This window comes from Formosa sp. F44 (assembly GCF_056238645.1).
In genome coordinates, this window is the sequence record NZ_JBWDLJ010000003.1 from 151506 (window position 1) to 169700 (window position 18195).

At 35.7% G+C, this 18195-nt stretch carries 19 protein-coding genes and 3 pseudogenes; all 22 read left to right on the plus strand.

The window, feature by feature from the left end; translation table 11 throughout:
- The first annotated feature begins 19 nt into the window (after positions 1-19).
- Positions 20-559, plus strand: coding sequence for a DUF3347 domain-containing protein (locus AC0UBM_RS10670; RefSeq protein ID WP_072403532.1), 540 nt, complete (start codon positions 20-22; stop codon positions 557-559).
- Between the two features lie 76 nt (positions 560-635).
- Positions 636-980 (plus strand): P-II family nitrogen regulator, encoded by a 345-nt coding sequence (locus AC0UBM_RS10675; RefSeq protein WP_475688626.1) that lies wholly within the window; start codon positions 636-638, stop codon positions 978-980.
- 13 nt (positions 981-993) lie between these two features.
- Positions 994-1419, plus strand: coding sequence for a hypothetical protein (locus AC0UBM_RS10680; RefSeq protein ID WP_475688627.1), 426 nt, complete (start codon positions 994-996; stop codon positions 1417-1419).
- Positions 1420-1558: 139 nt separating this feature from the next.
- Positions 1559-2098, plus strand: coding sequence for a helix-turn-helix domain-containing protein (locus tag AC0UBM_RS10685; RefSeq protein ID WP_475688628.1), 540 nt, complete (start codon positions 1559-1561; stop codon positions 2096-2098).
- A pseudogene (locus AC0UBM_RS10690) lies at positions 2094-2252 on the plus strand (TolC family protein); the annotation flags it as partial. The gene AC0UBM_RS10685 and the pseudogene AC0UBM_RS10690, both read left to right, overlap by 5 nt.
- A 133-nt stretch (positions 2253-2385) precedes the next feature.
- Positions 2386-4704, plus strand: a complete 2319-nt coding sequence (locus tag AC0UBM_RS10695; protein ID WP_475688629.1) for a multicopper oxidase domain-containing protein — start codon at positions 2386-2388, stop codon at positions 4702-4704.
- A 19-nt stretch (positions 4705-4723) separates the two neighbouring features.
- Positions 4724-4912, plus strand: coding sequence for an SHOCT domain-containing protein (locus AC0UBM_RS10700; RefSeq protein ID WP_475688630.1), 189 nt, complete (start codon positions 4724-4726; stop codon positions 4910-4912).
- Between the two features lie 4 nt (positions 4913-4916).
- Positions 4917-5303, plus strand: a complete 387-nt coding sequence (locus AC0UBM_RS10705) for a DUF302 domain-containing protein (protein WP_475688853.1) — start codon at positions 4917-4919, stop codon at positions 5301-5303.
- Between the two features lie 27 nt (positions 5304-5330).
- Positions 5331-5993 (plus strand): DUF3347 domain-containing protein, encoded by a 663-nt coding sequence (locus AC0UBM_RS10710; protein WP_475688631.1) that lies wholly within the window; start codon positions 5331-5333, stop codon positions 5991-5993.
- Positions 5994-6449: a heme-binding domain-containing protein gene (locus AC0UBM_RS10715; protein ID WP_475688632.1), complete on the plus strand. Its 456-nt coding sequence runs from the start codon at positions 5994-5996 to the stop codon at positions 6447-6449.
- A 1-nt stretch (position 6450) separates the two neighbouring features.
- Positions 6451-7416, plus strand: coding sequence for a metal-dependent hydrolase (locus tag AC0UBM_RS10720; RefSeq protein ID WP_475688633.1), 966 nt, complete (start codon positions 6451-6453; stop codon positions 7414-7416).
- A gap of 1 nt (position 7417) precedes the next feature.
- Positions 7418-7984 carry a YceI family protein gene (locus AC0UBM_RS10725; RefSeq protein WP_475688634.1) on the plus strand — a complete coding sequence of 189 codons (567 nt, stop codon included), beginning with the start codon at positions 7418-7420 and terminating at the stop codon, positions 7982-7984.
- Positions 7985-8005: 21 nt separating this feature from the next.
- Positions 8006-8572: a DUF3347 domain-containing protein gene (locus tag AC0UBM_RS10730; protein WP_475688635.1), complete on the plus strand. Its 567-nt coding sequence runs from the start codon at positions 8006-8008 to the stop codon at positions 8570-8572.
- 598 nt (positions 8573-9170) lie between these two features.
- Complete coding sequence (locus AC0UBM_RS10735) at positions 9171-9722, plus strand: ion channel (protein WP_475688636.1); 552 nt, start codon at positions 9171-9173, stop codon at positions 9720-9722.
- A 34-nt stretch (positions 9723-9756) separates the two neighbouring features.
- A complete protein-coding gene (locus tag AC0UBM_RS10740; RefSeq protein WP_475688637.1) occupies positions 9757-10467 on the plus strand; it encodes a PepSY domain-containing protein in 711 nt (236 codons plus the stop codon).
- A 21-nt stretch (positions 10468-10488) separates the two neighbouring features.
- Entirely contained in the window at positions 10489-10971 is a 483-nt protein-coding gene (locus AC0UBM_RS10745; RefSeq protein WP_475688638.1) for a DUF305 domain-containing protein, read from the plus strand.
- A 275-nt stretch (positions 10972-11246) separates the two neighbouring features.
- A complete protein-coding gene (locus tag AC0UBM_RS10750; RefSeq protein WP_475688639.1) occupies positions 11247-11813 on the plus strand; it encodes a helix-turn-helix domain-containing protein in 567 nt (188 codons plus the stop codon).
- Between the two features lie 107 nt (positions 11814-11920).
- Complete coding sequence (locus AC0UBM_RS10755; protein WP_475688640.1) at positions 11921-12463, plus strand: hypothetical protein; 543 nt, start codon at positions 11921-11923, stop codon at positions 12461-12463.
- A gap of 35 nt (positions 12464-12498) precedes the next feature.
- On the plus strand, positions 12499-13098 hold the full coding sequence (gene merTP / locus AC0UBM_RS10760) for a mercuric transport protein MerTP (protein WP_475688641.1): 600 nt from the start codon (positions 12499-12501) through the stop codon (positions 13096-13098).
- Positions 13098-13304: a GDCCVxC domain-containing (seleno)protein gene (locus tag AC0UBM_RS10765; RefSeq protein WP_475688642.1), complete on the plus strand. Its 207-nt coding sequence runs from the start codon at positions 13098-13100 to the stop codon at positions 13302-13304. Before merTP ends, AC0UBM_RS10765 begins: the two co-directional genes overlap by 1 nt.
- Before the next feature lie 53 nt (positions 13305-13357).
- Positions 13358-13666: pseudogene (locus AC0UBM_RS10770) on the plus strand (DUF6660 family protein).
- Between the two features lie 128 nt (positions 13667-13794).
- Positions 13795-18191 (plus strand): annotated as a pseudogene (locus AC0UBM_RS10775) (CusA/CzcA family heavy metal efflux RND transporter).
- The last annotated feature ends 4 nt before the right edge of the window (positions 18192-18195 follow it).

An 18195-nucleotide genomic window follows, 5' to 3' on the forward strand; every position in this document is an offset into this window, starting at 1 on the left:
ACTTTATAAACAAAAACAAATGAAAAATTTAAAATCAGTAGTAATAATTGCTTTAATAATGAGTGTAACTAATGTTATCAGTGCACAGCACGATCATAGCAAAATGAACATGAAACAGGACGATCATAATATGATGAATCATGATAAATCTATGGTAAAGTTAAACGATAAAAACCTTACCAAGGCATATATGCATTACACCATGATAAACAACGCTTTAATTGAAGCCAATGCTGAAAAGGTACAAAAAGCATCTAAAATGCTTGTTGGAATTTTAAAGAAATACGGTAAAGCAACTGATGCGCAAAAGGTGGCCGAAGACATGGCATCAAAGTCCAATATTATGGACCAACGTGTCATATTTTCAAAACTTACAACAGCATTTGAGCCTTTATTAAAAGACAATGTAACCGAAGGTGAAATTTACAAGAATTTTTGTCCCATGGCAAACGATGGAGGTTCGTACTGGTTTTCAAATTCCAACAAAATTGCAAACCCTTATATGGATAAAGCTATGGCCAGTTGTGGAAGTTTAAAAGAAACATTTAAGTCTATGTGATTGATAGCAGAAGCTGGTTTATAAATGCCTTTTATGACATTTTTAAGCCAGCTTATTAATCAAAAAAAATAAAGACATGAAAGAAATTAAAGCATTTATACGAAAAGAAAAACTCAATGAAGTTGCAAAGCACTTAAAAGAAAATCAGTTCTGTTGTTTTACAGTTTTTGAAGGTGAAGGAGTTGATGATTATATAGATCCAGAGACAGAATTTCCAAGTTTAGATTTTCCGTTTTTACACCATAAAGTGGTTAAAATAGAAATGGTTATAGAAAAGGAAAAAGTAGATAAAGTTATAGATATTTTAACAAAGCATGCCCAAACGGGCAAAAACGGTGATGGACTCATCTATGTTAGTAATATAGACTATAGCGTAAGAATTAAAACAGGAGAACATAATAATAGTAGCCGTAAGGCATAATAAATATAAAGTCATGATAAAACAAGGCATTATTATAGCACTTTCAATCATTACTTTGATTGGTTGCAAAAATGAAACCAAGAAAGTAGAAGTTGCTGAAACCATAGATAAAAATAAAGTTGAAGTTAAAACAGAAACAACACAAGAGGATTACCAAGTAGGCTCTCAGGTACCAAATAAATTGGTCTGTATGGTGAACAATGCGTATATGGGTAAGCCTCAAATGCCTGTTCCTGTTAATGGTAAAACCTACTATGGTTGCTGCCAAATGTGTGTGGGTACATTGAACAACAATGAAACTGCTAGAACAGCAATAGATCCCTTTAGTGGTAAGTCTGTTGATAAAACAGAGGCATACATTGTTTTGGTAAAAAAAGAAGGAGATGTAGCTTACTTTGAATCTAAAGAAAATTATTTAAAATATAATAAATCAAATTAAAGTGTTTTTTGGATGAATCGTTTATAATACCACTTTTTATATTCAAGAATTGTGATTTTAAGTTCAGGATTGAGCAACTAGAACCTATAAATCAGAATTACGTTCAGTTCGCCATTGTCAATAACTTTAGCAACTAATTATGATAAGAGAGATTTTTGTAAAAAATATGGTTTGCAACCGATGCATCAAAGTGTTGAAAGATGAATTAAGTCAGGCTGGGGCAAAGGTTATAGAAATTGAGTTGGGCAGAATTAAACTTGATCTTAAAGATGCAATGGACAAGAATAAGTTGGATCATATCCTAAAGGAAAACGGGTTTTTATTAATTGATGCGCCAGAACAGCTTTTGGTTGAACAAGTAAAAATTGAACTTATAAAACTGCTACAGCATCTACCATTACAACTCTATGAAAACCTATCGGTTTATTTAGAAAATAAAATGTGCCAGTATTATTCCAAAATAAGTAAGGTTTTTTCATATACAGAACAGGTTACCGTAGAAAAGTACTTTATAAAATTGAAAATTGAAAAGGTAAAAGAGCTTATCCAAATACAAGAATACAATTTTACCGAAATAGGACAACTGCTGGATTATAGCCATATCAACCATTTAAGTAGTCAGTTTAAAAATGAAACAGAAATGAGCATGTCAGCATATAAATCCCAATATAAGAGCTGAAGGAATTCTAATTAAGAATTACGAAACTGGAACTATTGATTTTAATGATGTACTCGATATACAAGAGTTGCAACTTAAATTTCAAATTAATTTAATTGAATCAACCAGAGGGTACTATCTGGAATCTGTTTTAATAAACTATCTAATAAGTTAAAATAAGAACTGAAACAGTTAAAGTATGAAGCTGAAACATCATAAGTTAGCGTTCAAACATGATTAATTAGAAATAAAAAACACGAATTATGAATAGGATGATGACAATGCTATTTGTGTCTCTCATAACATCTATGAGCATCGCACAAGTAGGAACAAATGGACAAGATAGAAAAGAAGATGGGCGACCTGTTAAGGAGTATAACCTTACCATTGAAGAAAATAAAATGACGCTTGGTGGTGTTACTGCCAATGCAATGACCATCAATGGAGGTATCCCTGGGCCTGTTTTGGAATTTAATGAAGGAGACCTTGCTATAATCAACGTAACCAATAAAATGGATGAAGAAACTTCAGTGCATTGGCACGGATTGATACTTCCCAATTTTTACGACGGGGTTCCATATTTAACTACCCCACCGATTGAGCCAGGAACAACCTTCCAATACAGAATCCCAATCAACCAATCGGGAACATATTGGTACCATTCCCATACAATGCTACAGGAGCAAAAGGGAGTTTATGGTTCCATAGTGATTCATCCAAAAGAGAAAACCTTGGAATATGATAAAGATTTAGTCGTGGTCTTATCAGATTGGACCAACGAAAGACCAATGAATGTATTACAAAATCTTAAAAGAGGTAACGAGTGGTATCAAGTTAAAAAAGGTACAGCAGTGCCATTAAGTAGAGTCATTTCAGAAGGTGCTTTTGGTGCTCAACTTAAATTTTGGAGAGACCGTATGGAGGGAGCTGATATTGCAGACATTTATTACCCCGCATTTTTGTCCAACGGTAAAAAACTGGCAGAGTATCCAGAATTTACGGCTGGCGAAAAAGTAAGGCTTCGCTTCATTAACGCATCGGCTTCTACCTATTATTGGATGGACTTTGGCGGAGGTAACCCAATGTTGGTTTCTAGTGATGGTGTTGACGTGCAACCCGTTTCTAAAAGCAGATTTCTCTTTGGTATAGCCGAAACGTATGATGTAATTGTAACTATTCCCGAAGGAACCCTAGAAATTACCGCAACCGCTCAAGATGGTTCAGGTCATACCTCTATACAATTAGGTAATGGCACTCTTTATCCAGCCAAAAGAATTGATAGACCTGATAAGGTGGCGATGATGAAGCAAATGGCTAAAATGGATATGAAAATGGGAGCACCTGCAATGGTGGGAAACAAGAAGAAGAATACACCCGAAGTTTTAATGCAGAAGTACGGAATGAAGATGAATATGAAGGACGGCGAGATGAAAATGGGGATGCACGATAAGATGTCAATGAAAGATGACAAAATGAATATGAAGATGGATGATACAATGGGAATGAAAAAGGACTCGATGTCAATGAGTCATAACGAGGCATCAGGTAAAATGGAAGGTCATATACACAATATGCCAATGATGCAAAAGGATACTACTTCATTTGACTACGATGAACGGAAAACCTACTTCAACTACGATTTTTTAAAGGCAAAAGAAAAAACTGAATTTAAGGCAGATTTACCAGTAAATGAAGTGTTGCTTAACCTAACAGGTAATATGAATCGCTATGTATGGAGTATGAATGGGGTGCCATTATCAGAAACCGATAAGATAAATATAAAAGGAGGCGAGGTAACCAGAATTACATTAAATAACCTGACTATGATGCACCATCCAATGCACTTGCACGGTCATTACTTCAGGGTCATCAATGAAAAAGGAGAACGCTCACCATTAAAGCATACCGTAAACGTACCACCAATGCAGAAAGTTATTATTGAATTTTATAACGAAGAGTATGGCGATTGGTTTTTTCATTGCCACGTATTGTATCATATGATGGGCGGTATGGCTAGAGTATTCAGTTACGATACCCCAAGGGATATAAGAATGGCAGATTTCCCAGTTCAAAAACTTGTGGACGAAACGGACCACTATTATTCGTGGGGATCAGCACGACTAGGTTCTAATTTTTCAGAACTTTTTCTAACGTCAAGTAATATCCGTAACGAATTTGGTTTGAGGGCAGAGTTAGATTATGACCAAAACCTTGAAGCTGAATTTAATTATAACAGATACATAAATGATTGGGTACGTGTTTATGTAGGAGTAAATACAGAAACTGAAATTCCTAATTCTTATGATGAATTCAATACTGTTGGACTGGTAGGGGTTAAATACTTTATGCCTTACAGATTTAATGTAGATGTGAGTTTGGACCACCAATTACGCCCAAGAATACGGTTGGACAGAGAGTTATTGATTTTTCCAAGAATTTTCTTGGAGGGAGAATACGAATACCGAGCAGATTTTGGATGGGTAAATGATTTGGATAACAACAAATCTTATGAAAGTGAAACCCAATGGCTCATTGGAGCCTCATATATTCTTTCTAGAAATTTTTCAATACAAGGAAATTATAATAATAGATATGGCTGGGGAGGCGGACTTTTAGTTCGATTTTAATAATTAAAAAGAGATAATTATGATGTACACATGGATTATTGTATTAGGGATAATTGTCTTGGGGATTATCCTATACGCGGGCAAAAATGGAAGCAAAATACTCAAAAGAGAAAGTCCAGAAGAAATTTTGGATAGACGGTTTGTAAATGGTGAAATATCCAAAGAAGAATATGAAGAAAGAAAACAAGCTTTTAACTCAAAAAAATAAAAAAATGAAGTATTATTTTAATAAAACAATCAACGGCACTTTTGAAGAAGTTATTGATAAAGTTACAAAAAGATTAAAAGAAGAAGGTTTTGGAATACTTACAGATATTGATATATCAGCAACCTTAAAGAAAAAACTGGATGTAGACTTTAAAAAGTACAGGATATTGGGTGCTTGTAATCCGCCTTACGCATATAAAGCATTACAAGCAGAAGATAAAATTGGAACAATGTTACCCTGCAATGTTATAGTACAGGAAGTTGATAACGGTATTATTGAAGTTGCTGCGGTCAACCCAATGGCATCGATGCAGGCTGTGGAAAATGAAGAATTGAATGATGTTGCTAATGAAATAACTGCAATGCTGGAAAATGTAATAGAAAAATTATAAACAAAATTAACACTAAAACAAATAGAAATGAGAAAATTAAAATTATTAATGGGAATTTTAGCAATAGCATTTGCAATCCTAACTGTAGCATCATGTAAAGATGCAAAAAAAGAACATAATAATGAAGATGGACCTCAAATGGAAGCCAGTCACGATAATAGTGACGGCCATCATGATGTAGAAACTGTCCACAATAACAGTAGTGGACATCATGGTGGAGACAAAACTTCTTCTAAGGTCAATATGAGACACATTGAAGCAAATACTCAAAAAAATGCGGCAACCACACCTATTATTGACGCATATATCCAAATTAAAAATGCACTGGTAATAGATGATAAAGATGATGCCGCTAAAGGAGCAAAAGCTCTATTGAATGCATTTTCAAAATTTGATATGACCAAATTAACAGGCGAAACGCACAATGAGTATATGGAAATTGCCGAGAGTGCCAAGGAACAAGCAGAACATATTATAGAAAACCCTATTGACCATCAAAGAGAGCATTTTGAAACATTGAGTACGGATATTTCTGATTTAATAACGTTGTTAGGAACAAATAAAACCTTGTATCAAGATTATTGCCCAATGAAAAAAGTAACATGGTTGAGCGAAACCAAAGCTATTAAAAATCCCTTTTACGGTAGTGACATGCTAACCTGTGGGAATGTGAAAAAGCAAATTAATTAAATGAAAAGTGTTAAAATCATAGCATTGGTTTTACTGGTAGCGTTCGTGGGGATTCAGTTTGTTCCCACGGTACGTAATCAAAGTGACCTTGTGCCTGAAACCGATTTTATATTGGTCAATACAGTACCAAAAAACATCAATAAAAAATTACAAGTAAGCTGTTATGACTGCCACAGTAACAATACGGAATATCCTTGGTATAATAAAGTGCAGCCCGTTGCTTGGTTTTTAGAAGGTCATATAAAGAAAGCAAAAGAGGAGCTCAACTTTAACGAATGGGCAGACTATTCAGACAGAAGAAAAAAGAGCAAATTAAAATCAATTATTAGTCAGATTAGAGATGATGAAATGCCGTTGACTTCATATACTTTAATGCATAAAGATGCAAAGTTTTCAGAAAACGATAAAAAAGAAATTACCCAATGGCTTGAGCGCCTAAGGGATAGTATAGAATAAAATGGATAGTATAACACAAGCATTATTAGGTGCAGCTATAGGAGAGGCAGCACTTGGTCGTAAGATTGGGAGCAAAGGAGCTGTTATTGGCGCAATTATAGCTACCATTCCTGACCTTGATGTAGTTTTGTTACCTTTATACTCATCAGTAGAGAGAATAAGTGTTCATAGAGGATTTAGCCATTCTATTGTGTTTAGTTTTGTAGGTGCATTTATAATTTCATTTATTTTATCAAAAATTAAGTGGACAAAATTAATAGCCTATTCAAGGTTGTGGCTATTTACATGGCTGGCCTTATTTACACATATGCTATTAGATGCTTTTACATCCTACGGTACGCAGTTGTTCCTGCCTTTTTCTAATTATCGAGTAAGTTTTAATGCTATTAATATTGTCGACCCAGTTTATACAATCCCTCTATTAATAGGATTGGTTTTAAGCTTAACTATATATCGCCATAAAAAAACTAGAATAAAACCAACGTTAACGGGACTTGCCATAAGTACGTTTTATTTAATACTCACTTTAGGAATAAAAGGTTTTACTAAAAATAGCTTTGCTGCTAATTTAAAAGAAGCTGGTATTGTTTATAATGAATTGTTAACGGTTCCTGTTGGTATAGGTAGTATTAATTGGTATGGTGTAGCAAAATCACAAGAGAGTCTCTTTATAGGTAAATACAATACTATAGGGCAAAACCCTATAACCTTTTCAGAATTTCCTATAAATGACCATTTATTAGAAAACCTAAATCCAGAGCTAACAACAACTTTAAAATGGTTTTCTAATGGATTTTATACCGTAGCAGAGCACGATGGAAAAATAAGGCTCTATAATATGCAGTGCGACATGCAAGGCATTCGTACGTATGGAGATTATAAAGCACCCACAGCCTTTTATTTTGAAATAACGCCATTGTTAGATGAGAATTATGATTTATCTACAGGAATGCATAAAAGGGAATAAAATGAGACAAAGAATGAGAATCACAATGTTTGTTTTGATATTAAGTGTATGCCTTTTTAGCAACTATACTTTATTAGCACAAGAGTATGTTGTTGAAGATGGGAAAGCTTTTTTCAAGGCTAAAATGCCCTTGAATTCTTATACAGGCGAATCAAATGAGTTAAAGGGTAAAGTCAATTTTGAAATAGGGCTATTGGAGTTTAGTCTTTCTGTAAAATCAATTAAAACAGGAATAGACAAAAGGGATGGGCATATGTATGAGTTGCTAAAGGTAAATGAGAACCCAAATGTAACTTTTAAAGGTAAACTTATTGAAACTTATGATTCTGCTTTAGAAACCAAGCAAGTACTACAGGTTAAGGGCAATTTTACCCTTGCAGGAACAACACGCGAGGTTATTATAGATATTGAACTAACCCCTGAAGGTAAAGCCATTCGTTTGACTTCATCTTGGGACTTAATGATTACAAAATATAATATAGAACGACCAAGTAAATTCTTTTTTAAGGTTGATGATAAGCATGAGTTAGGTGTGGATATATTACTTGAAAAAGAAAAAATGGATTAAAAATAAATTAAAGAAAAAAAGATGAAAAATTTAAAAATGAGTATAGCAGCAATGCTATTGTTAGTAGTTTCTTTTACCAATGCACAGGAAAAGGAAAAAATGAATCACGACCATAGTAAAATGAAAATGAATCATGGAAATATGAAAATGGACAACATGCAAGATGCTAAAGCAGAAGCAGTTCTTACTGATTATTTTATGCTGAAAGATGCTTTGGTGGGAGACGACACTAAAAAAGGAGCCCAAGCCGGAACTAAATTAATAACATCCCTTAAAGCATTTGATATGACTGTTTATAACAAAGAGGAACAAAAAGAACTGGCTGATATCATAGAAGATGCTACAGAACACGCCGAACATATCGCAAAAAGTGAATTGGAACATCAGCGTGAGCATTTTAAGACTTTGAGCAAGGATATTACAGATATGGTGGCTATTACAGGCACAAAAAACACGTTGTATCAGCAGTTTTGTCCAATGTACGATAAAGGTAGTGCTTGGTTAAGTACAAGTAATGAAGTTAGAAACCCATATTACGGTAGTAAAATGCTGAAATGTGGTAAGGTACAAAAGGAGATTAACAATTAGTTTGCATCCTTTGGTATAAAGTAAAGAGATATCTAATGCATAAAAAGGAAACAAACTTTTCATTATTGATTGGTTATTAGTTAAAAAAATCCCTTTTATGGTGTTAGAAAAGTCCTAGTTTGGGAAGGATTAGAAGTTGATGGTTAGTGCTAAATCCTTCCCTGATTAGGCACAATAAATTATTTGAAAAAGAGAAATTGATTTTATTATTAGTAGTCTGCACAAGGGAGAGAGATTAATCCCTGAGAATAATTTAATAATATCTCTCTTCCAGTGTCAGGCAAAAAAACTTTGAAAAAGAGAATTTTAGTAAAAGATACTTGAATTTGAGAGGTAGGCTTATTTTTTTTGATTGATGGAATACCGTTTAACTCTCATTTTCAGGTATTATTTTAAACGGTTTCAGGCGTTTAAGGTAAAACAGTAAATTTTAATATGGGATATAGATGAAAGAATGTTGTAAAAGCAGTTGTAATAAAAAGCCAAAACAATCTAGTATAAGAAAGTGGCTCAACTATTTATTGTACTCAGTTATAGCTTTTATAGTAATGGGAGCCTTGCTTCTTCAGCTATTTGGTAAAAAGTAATCATATTAGGTATGCAAAAAATTAGGAATATAGCTAAATGGGATAGCTTCTATAAACAACTATTTAAGAAGCTTTTATTAACGACCACTTTAGTTGTTGTTATATCGTTTATTTACGTCTTATCACCATTACTCGTTGTTGCCCATCCATTCTTATCTTATGCCATAGTGGTATTGGCATCGATAAAAACATTTTTCATAGTAAGACTTACCTTTATTCAGTTGAGTAAAATAATTGGAGAAAGCCACAAACTTAGTCACGTGTTAACGCTCTTTGGAGTTTTGGTTCTCTTAATCGTGCTGTCATTCTCATTCGATTATCAAGCCCTTTATATAATGGATAGTGGTAGTTTTAAAACATCACTCACAGGAAATAGTTCATTTTTTAGACAATTTTTCGAGTTTTTATATTTCAGTTTAATCACGTTTTCTTCAGTTGGTTTTGGAGATATCGTACCCATCTCTGTTTCAGGAAAAATAATGGTCATGATGGAAGTCTTTTTAAGCTTTTTCGTTCTGGTCTTTGGTATTGCAAATATTAATCGAATACATGTTGATAAATAAAGTTTCTAAAACCAATACTAAAAAATAATTAAAAATGGTAAACAGGAATACATCACTTAAAATCAGGAAGGTTCACCGTTATTTAGGACTTTTCATTGGTGTTCAATTTTTAATGTGGACCATTAGTGGCTTGTATTTTAGTTGGACGGATATTGATGATATTCATGGAGACCATTTTAGAAATTCACATTACCAACCTAAAGGATTCCACAATCTTATCAGTCCCTCTAAATTAGATGCACCAAAAGCAATCAGGACTATTGAAATAAGAGATATAGATAATATGCCATATTATTGGATAAATCAAAATCAACTCTACAATGCATCAAACGGAGCATTAAAAAAAGGGATTACAGAACGTGAAGCATTATATGTTGCCAATCAATTTATGGACAAATCCCTAAAGGTCATTGATGTTAAATTAATTAATGAAGTTGATAAAAAACATGAATATCGTGAGAGATTATTACCAGCTTATGTGATGTCTTATGATAATGATGAAGCACTTAAAGCCTATGTTTCTGTGAATGATGGAAAATTCCAAACCGTAAGACACCGCAGTTGGCGTTGGTTCGACTTTTTATGGATGACACATACCATGGACTATAAAGGAAGAGATAATTTTAACACCATTGTTTTGAGGGCATTTTCATTATTAGGATTAATCACAGTATTGAGTGGCTTTTTACTTTGGTATACATCATCACCAACCATTAGAAAATTGAATAAAAATAAACGTAAATAATAAACACTAAAATCAAAAATCATGGAAAATTCAAATCAACACAAAAAAAAGAATCAATACACAAAATTTCTAGGGATGCTAGCTGCATCTTTTATAGCAATGTACATTACAATGTACCTAAACTCATACGAGATAGATCACGTTTATTTCAGTCTTACACGATTTTATATGAGTTGCTTGGGTATCGCTGCAATGGCTATAATAATGTTTGTGGCTATGCGTAATATGTACCAAAACAAAAAGAAGAATATAGCTATTGTCTTGGGAAGTGTTATTCTTTTCGGAAGTGCGTTAGGTCTTGTGAGAGTACAAGCCCCAATTATTGGTGATGTACTCTGGATGAAAGCTATGATTCCTCACCACTCTATAGCCATTTTAACAAGTGAGCGAGCGGATATTAAAGACCCAGAGGTGAAAAAATTGGCAGAGGATATTATCAAGGCACAAAAGAAAGAAATCGAAGAAATGAAAGCAATGATTAAACGGTTGGAAGACAAAAATTGATAAAGGAGGCTAAGGTAAAAGGTCATACTAGTTAGATTGATAATGAATTTGTTTTTTCACTAATAACTAAGATTTATCTTTTTATTATGAGTGAAAGTAGAAGAAGTAGAAGAAAGAATAAAAAAAGCAGGCATCAACAGAAAAGTAATATCTCGAAAAAAGATAAAATTGTTGGAGTATTGGCAATAATAATCATTGTTATATTGGCAACCGTTATGGCCTATTATTACTCCCTTTCAAAAGCAGGGATGACATTGTTTTAAAGCAAATAGAATATGAGTGAGACTATCCACATAAAGAATATGGTTTGTCCAAGATGTATCTCGGCAGTATCAAATATTTTAGAAGAGCTAGAGATTTCATATGGCTTAATTAAATTAGGAGAGGTTGAATTAACATCATCCTTAAGTACGGAAACTAAAAATACTTTTTCAAAAGCACTTCAAAGTTCAGGTTTTAGTTTGATTGACGACCGTAAAAGTCAATTTATTGAACAAATGAAAACTTTGGTTGTAGATAAAATCCATCATTCAACTGATGAATTAGATATAAAATGGGGGGACTATATAAGTGAAAAATTACATCTTGATTATAAATATTTAAGTTCCCTTTTCTCATCGGTTGAAAGTATTACGTTCGAGCAGTATATCATCAACCAAAAGATTGAACGCATCAAGGAATTGTTAGTTTATAACGAACTTACGTTGAGTGAAATCGCCTTTAAATTGAACTATAGTAGCGTCGCCTATTTAAGTAATCAATTTAAAAAAACTACAGGAATGACGCCTTCTAAATTCAAAAAAAGCACAAATAAAAACAGAAAACATTTAGATGAGATTTAAGAATTTATTAAGGAAAAGTAGATTCATTCTAATAGATGCTTTTTGGAATTATTGGTGCCAATTTTAAAAGTTTTAAGTGTAAAAAATATTCAAATTAAACAAACAGTATGAAAACAAAACTATTTACTTTAATTATAGTTTTAATAACATTTTGTGAGGTTACAGCCCAAAAAACTTTTAAAACGGAAGAAGGTCATATTAAGATGATGACTTTAGTAAACAATAAACCCATCAAGGCAGAAAGTCATAAATTGGCCCTATATCTTGATTATGATTCCAAAATAGTTAATGGTGTCCTTGACCTGAAAACCTTATCAACGGATGTTTCTAAAATCAATACCATTTTACAAGAGCAGGAAGACCCTTTGATGCTTCGGTTCACTGGCACTATTCCTTCGTACGATTTTTTATCAAAACGGCACGACCCAATTAACTTCAATTGGCTAGTAACCGTTACATACCAAGGGGAGTTTTATAAGTCACAATTTAAAGCTACCATTACACATATTGAGCATGGAATAGCGATGTCATGCCTGATAAGCGCAAGGGGGCAGGTTTTAGTGTCAGATACAGGTTTGGATTCCCTAATAGAAGGCATAGATAAGACTATTGAAGTACAGTTTGCTCAGCTGGTATTAAAATTGGAATAGCTGTTTATTTTGAGGTATAAAATTTTAAAAACGATATGAAAAGTGAAAACAGATTAATCAGTGTAGGTTTGTTAACTGCCATTACAGCTTCATTATGCTGTATTACACCTGTTTTAGCTCTGATTGCTGGAACAAGCGGAATTGCTTCAACATTTTCTTGGATAGAACCTTTTAGACCTTATCTAATTGGACTGACAGTTATAGTTCTTGCTTTTGCTTGGTATCAAAAACTAAAACCACAAAAGGAAATCGACTGTGAATGTGATACGGATGAGAAACCAAAATTTATACAGTCAAAAATCTTTTTGGGAACTATAACCGTATTCGCAATTATAATGTTGGCTTTTCCATACTATTCAGGAGTTTTTTACCCAAACACAGAAAAGCAAATAATCGTAGTTGACAAATCAGACATTAAGACAACTGAATTTAAAATCAGTGGAATGACTTGTGCAAGTTGTGAAGAACACGTAAACCACGAAGTAAATAAACTAAACGGAATTGTAAACTCAAAAGCGTCATACGAAAATAGCAACGCAATTATTGAATTTGACAAAACCAAAACCGATGAAACGGAAATTAAGAAAGCAATTAACTCAACAGGTTATAAAGTAACCGAGAAAAAAGATAACTAATGGAAGTCCAATTAAAATCAGAAATTACTTGTCCAAACTGCGGACATAAAAAAGAAGAAGATATGCCAACAAACGCTTGTCAATTCTTTTACGAGTGCGAGAATTGTAAAATGATTCTAAAACCGAACGAAGGAGATTGTTGTGTTTATTGTTCATACGGAACAGTTCCTTGCCCACCAATTCAAGAGAATAAGAGTTGTTGCTAACACCTTACTGTTTTTGCAACACAGTTGCAGAAAAATTCTGTTATCTTTGTACCGTGAAATTTATTGCAATCATATTATCATTTTACTTCTTGGCGCTCAATGTGGTGCCTTGTAGTGATACCGTAAGTAGTGCGGATGATTCCCAAGTTGTTACGGTAATAGATATTGATGGCGACCACAGCTAAGACTGTGAACTATGCTCGCCCTTTTGTGAATGTCATTGTTGTCATTGTCATAGTATAGACTTTGGTATTGTACCGTTTGAACCGATACATCTTGCAATTTTACAAGAAAGCTTTGCCCACTTCGACAACCTTGGCAAAGATATTCCCCATTCTCTATTACAGCCCCCTCAAGTATAATTCAGTTTTAGTAGGATAACTATATCCTGTTTTGACGTGTCCATCTATTAGATTCGTCAATTTAACGCATTGCATTTTTTGCAATGTGCTCAACAACATTTTAAATTGAATTAACACCCTTACTTTCTATGATTAACAGAATCATTGATTTTTCAATCAATAACAAATTCATTATTGGACTGCTCACATTAGCGTTAATCGGTGCTGGCATTTACAGTATGAACCAAGTCCCTATTGATGCCGTACCAGATGTTACCAATAATCAGGTTCAGGTCATCACGCAATCGCCCAATCTGGGAACGGAAGATATTGAGCAATTCGTAACCTATCCCGTCGAGGTGGCTATGAGCAACCTGCCCAACGTTAAGGAAATCCGCTCGGTTTCCCGTTTCGGGCTTTCCGTGGTAACTGTCGTTTTTGATGATGATATGGGAACCTATCTTCCCCGTCAACTTGTTTCAGAAAAACTGACAGAAGTACGCGAACAAATTCCCGAAGGTTTTGGACAGCCAAGTATGGGGCCAATTTCAACAGGTTTGGGGGAAGTTTATCAATATACCCTAAAAGTAAAACCTGAATTTCAAGATAAATATTCATTGTCTGATTTGCGAACGATGCAAGATTGGATTGTGCAACGGCAAATGGCGATGGTACCGGGCGTTGTTGAAATTAACGCCATCGGCGGTAAAATAAAGCAGTATGAAGTCGCTGTTGACCCTAATGAATTAAGGGCAACCGGGTTGACGATTACTGACGTTTTTAAAGCTTTAGAAGCCAATAACAAAAATACAGGTGGTGCTTACATTGAGAAAAACCATCAGGCCAACTTCATTCGTGGCGAAGGCTTGATACGAAGCCTTGATGATATTAGAAAAATCGTTATCAAAAATGAAAATGGCATACCAATTACCGTAAGCGACGTTGCTGATGTACGTTTTGGTTCTGCCGTGCGCTATGGGGCATTAACGCAAGATGGCGAAGGCGAGGTTGTTGGTGGTCTCGTTATGATGCTCAAAGGGGCAAACTCAAACGAGGTTATTGTCCGTGTGAAAGACCGGATGGCCGAAATACAAAAATCGCTACCTGAAGGTGTTGTTATTCAGCCTTTATTGGACAGAAGTAAACTCATAAGTGAAACTACAGGCACGGTGCGCAACAACCTGCTTGAAGGTGCACTCATAGTAATTTTTGTTCTTGTTTTCCTTTTAGGGAACTGGCGTGGTGGTCTTATTGTGGCCTCTACCATCCCCTTATCCCTATTGTTCGCATTTATTCTTATGAATGTTTTTGGCGTATGGGCAAACCTTATGAGTTTGGGTGCCATCGATTTCGGCATTATCGTAGATGGTGCGGTCATTATTGTAGAAGCCAGCGTATTTCTAATGGGAAGCTATATCCTTAAAAGAAGTCTTTAAACCAAGAAAAGCGTGATGATATAGCCGCAAACGCATCAAAAAAGATGATGAACGCCGCCTTCTTCGGGCAGTTGATAATCCTTATTGTATTCTTGCCCATACTGGCGTTGGAAGGAATCGAGGGCAAAATGTTTCGCCCAATGGCGCTCACGTTCATATTTGCTATGATAGGTGCTATGTTTCTTTGCCTGACCTATGTGCCAATGATGTCTGCCCTGTTCCTAAAACCACCCAAGACAGAAAAAAAATCCTGGGGCGACCGTTTTGTACATTGGGTACAGCGAAAGTATGAGCCGCTTTTAATCAAGACCTTGAACAAAGGGAAATGGATTGTTGGGATTGCCGTCGCCATATTTGCCCTTACCGTTTTTATGTTTACAAGAATGGGTGGCGAGTTCATTCCTCAACTGGATGAAGGCGATATTGCATTTCACGCTATACTTAAACCCGGAAGCTCACTAAGTGAGACCATTGAGACCACAACTAAAATAGAGCGTATTGTAAAAGCCGAATTTCCAGAGGTGGATAAGATAGTAAGTCGTATCGGTGTGGCCGAAGTGCCAACAGACCCGATGCCGATGGATTTTGCCGATGTCTTTGTCATTCTAAAACCTCAAGACGAATGGGTGTCCGCAGATAACAAGGATGAACTTATTGATAAAATGAAGGATGCCGTGAGTATAATTCCTGGTGTCAATTATGAGTTTACCCAACCCATCGAAATGCGCTTTAATGAACTATTAGAAGGTATCCGTGAAGATGTTGCCATTAAAATTTACGGCGAGGATATTGACATACTTGCTTCAAAAGCCGATGAGATTACAAAAATCATTGCAGGTACTGAAGGTATAGGCGATATGAGGGCAGAAGCCACTTCTGGACTGCCACAAATGACCATTAAATACAATCGCAACAAACTGGCTCAGTATGGGGTAAGTATTGACCAACTTAATACAATGGTGCAGTCCGCTTTTGCGGGCGGATATGCAGGTGTCATTTTTGAAGGCGAAAAGCGTTTTGATTTGGTCGTTCGGCTTGACGAGCAGAATCGTACCGATATAAGTGACATTCGGAATCTGTATATCAATTTACCGAATGGCTCACAGATTCCGCTTCAAGAATTGGCTACTATTGAATACACACCTGGTCCGATGCAGATAAGTCGGGACAATACCAACCGAAGAACCTATGTGGGTGTAAATGTTCGCGGACGCGATGTGGAATCCTTGGTTAACGAGATTAAGGATAAACTGGATGCAAACCTTGATTTACCACCAGGCTATTTTATCCGGTATGGTGGTGCATTTGAAAATCTCGAAAGAGCAAGCGAGCGATTACAGACTGTGGTTCCCATTGCTTTATTGCTGATTTTCATTTTGATATATTTCGCATTAAAATCATTCCCGCAAACCTTGATGATTTATTTGGCCATCCCAATGGCGACCATAGGCGGCGTGTTCGCTCTCTGGTTAAGGGATATGCCCTTCAGTATTTCCGCAGGGGTTGGTTTTATTGTGCTATTTGGTGTAGCAGTATTAAACGGATTGGTAATGATTAGCGGACTGAATGAATTGAAGGAAGAAGGCGTGACCAATTTGAAAGACCGTATCGTGGAAGGCACGAAACGTAGGATACGCCCAATAATGCTAACGGCCTTTACCGATATTTTAGGATTTCTTCCAATGGCGATATCAGCTTCGGCAGGTGCTGAAGTGCAGCGACCATTGGCAACTGTGGTTATAGGTGGATTGATAACTTCAACACTTTTGACGCTATTTATTCTTCCCATCTTTTACCAATGGGTCGAAAAACGGTCGGAACGGAAGAAGAAATTCAATCCAAAATTTGTTACCACAACGGCTGTTGTTTGTCTTCTGTTTACATCCGCCCTGCCTACCGAAGTGAATGCACAGGAAGGTTTCGCGCCTGCCCAGAGCGCAGTCGAAGGGAAAGCACAACAAGTCCAACCTCAAGATTCTTTACCAATTATTTCATTGGAAAGAGCAGTAGAAATTTCCAAGGAAAACTATCCTTTATTGAAAACGAAACAGTTAGAAATTCAACGACAGAATGCACTCAAAGGAAATGCCTATGATTTTGGAAACACCCAAGTTTTTACGGGTGGCGAAGAAATTGCGGATGGTCAGGGCATTTATACTTTAGTTGGTGTAGGGCAACAAAATATAGAACTATTGGGTATTGGTGCAAAAAAGCGTCTGCAAAAACAACGTATTGCTTTGGCTGAAACCGCTCTCGACCTTTCTGGACTGCAAGTAGAACAGGAAGTGAAAAAGGCGTGGTCGCAGGCTTACCAACAAAGACAGAAATTTGAACTGTACCGCGAGCTGGATTCCATTTATTCAAAATTTGAAACGGCTATTCAACTCAACTTCGAAGTAGAAGCCATTTCCAGATTGGAATATTTATCGGCTAAAAATCAAGCGTTGCAAATCAGTAATAAACTGCAACAGGCCAAAAGCGACTATGCCATTGCCCTTCAAAAGTTAAATCTATGGTTGGTGTCAGATACGTACTATTCAGTTCCCAGAAATCTTGACGAAACTGAGGTAGTTATTTTGGGATTGGATTCGGATTTAGGAAAACATCCCGAGCTTAGACTTTCGCATAGGCGCATCGTCGAAGCCGAGGCAAAATATGATGCAGCTCGTGCTGACTTGTTACCCAAGTTCAACCTTCAGGGCGGGCTACAACAGGTAAATGGTAATAGCGGCTTTTACACCTATCAAGCAGGTATTTCCATCCCAATCTTTTCCGGAACACAGCGTAGTCAAGCCAAAGCCGCAAAAGTTGATAGTGAAATCGCAAAGACCAATGCAGACTTTACCCAGCGCCAATTACAATCCGAATATCGACAAGCCGTGCAAGTCTATCAAAAATGGAACGCATCTTGGCAATTTTATAGAGACAAAGCCTTGCCACTTGCCGAGGAACAGCGCAAGGGTGCGCTGCTTGCCTATAAGGAAGGTGCGGTGGACTATGCAGCATTCACGCAGATTATACGGGATGCTATAAACACCGAAATGGATGCGCTGGACGCGCTTGACAATTATCTAAAATCAGTATTCGAACTACAATATTTTAAGCAATAAAAAA

Coding starts and splice junctions, on each gene's coding strand:
- AC0UBM_RS10675 (WP_475688626.1), top strand. CDS start 636: ATGAAAGAAATTAAAGCATTTATACGAAAAGAAAAACTCAATGAAGTT.
- AC0UBM_RS10765 (WP_475688642.1), top strand. CDS start 13,098: ATGGAAGTCCAATTAAAATCAGAAATTACTTGTCCAAACTGCGGACAT.
- AC0UBM_RS10755 (WP_475688640.1), top strand. CDS start 11,921: ATGAAAACAAAACTATTTACTTTAATTATAGTTTTAATAACATTTTGT.
- AC0UBM_RS10680 (WP_475688627.1), top strand. CDS start 994: ATGATAAAACAAGGCATTATTATAGCACTTTCAATCATTACTTTGATT.
- AC0UBM_RS10750 (WP_475688639.1), top strand. CDS start 11,247: ATGAGTGAGACTATCCACATAAAGAATATGGTTTGTCCAAGATGTATC.
- AC0UBM_RS10710 (WP_475688631.1), top strand. CDS start 5,331: ATGAGAAAATTAAAATTATTAATGGGAATTTTAGCAATAGCATTTGCA.
- AC0UBM_RS10695 (WP_475688629.1), top strand. CDS start 2,386: ATGAGCATCGCACAAGTAGGAACAAATGGACAAGATAGAAAAGAAGAT.
- AC0UBM_RS10670 (WP_072403532.1), top strand. CDS start 20: ATGAAAAATTTAAAATCAGTAGTAATAATTGCTTTAATAATGAGTGTA.
- AC0UBM_RS10700 (WP_475688630.1), top strand. CDS start 4,724: ATGATGTACACATGGATTATTGTATTAGGGATAATTGTCTTGGGGATT.
- AC0UBM_RS10740 (WP_475688637.1), top strand. CDS start 9,757: ATGGTAAACAGGAATACATCACTTAAAATCAGGAAGGTTCACCGTTAT.
- AC0UBM_RS10715 (WP_475688632.1), top strand. CDS start 5,994: ATGAAAAGTGTTAAAATCATAGCATTGGTTTTACTGGTAGCGTTCGTG.
- AC0UBM_RS10705 (WP_475688853.1), top strand. CDS start 4,917: ATGAAGTATTATTTTAATAAAACAATCAACGGCACTTTTGAAGAAGTT.
- AC0UBM_RS10720 (WP_475688633.1), top strand. CDS start 6,451: ATGGATAGTATAACACAAGCATTATTAGGTGCAGCTATAGGAGAGGCA.
- AC0UBM_RS10730 (WP_475688635.1), top strand. CDS start 8,006: ATGAAAAATTTAAAAATGAGTATAGCAGCAATGCTATTGTTAGTAGTT.
- AC0UBM_RS10735 (WP_475688636.1), top strand. CDS start 9,171: ATGCAAAAAATTAGGAATATAGCTAAATGGGATAGCTTCTATAAACAA.
- merTP (WP_475688641.1), top strand. CDS start 12,499: ATGAAAAGTGAAAACAGATTAATCAGTGTAGGTTTGTTAACTGCCATT.
- AC0UBM_RS10725 (WP_475688634.1), top strand. CDS start 7,418: ATGAGACAAAGAATGAGAATCACAATGTTTGTTTTGATATTAAGTGTA.
- AC0UBM_RS10745 (WP_475688638.1), top strand. CDS start 10,489: ATGGAAAATTCAAATCAACACAAAAAAAAGAATCAATACACAAAATTT.
- AC0UBM_RS10685 (WP_475688628.1), top strand. CDS start 1,559: ATGATAAGAGAGATTTTTGTAAAAAATATGGTTTGCAACCGATGCATC.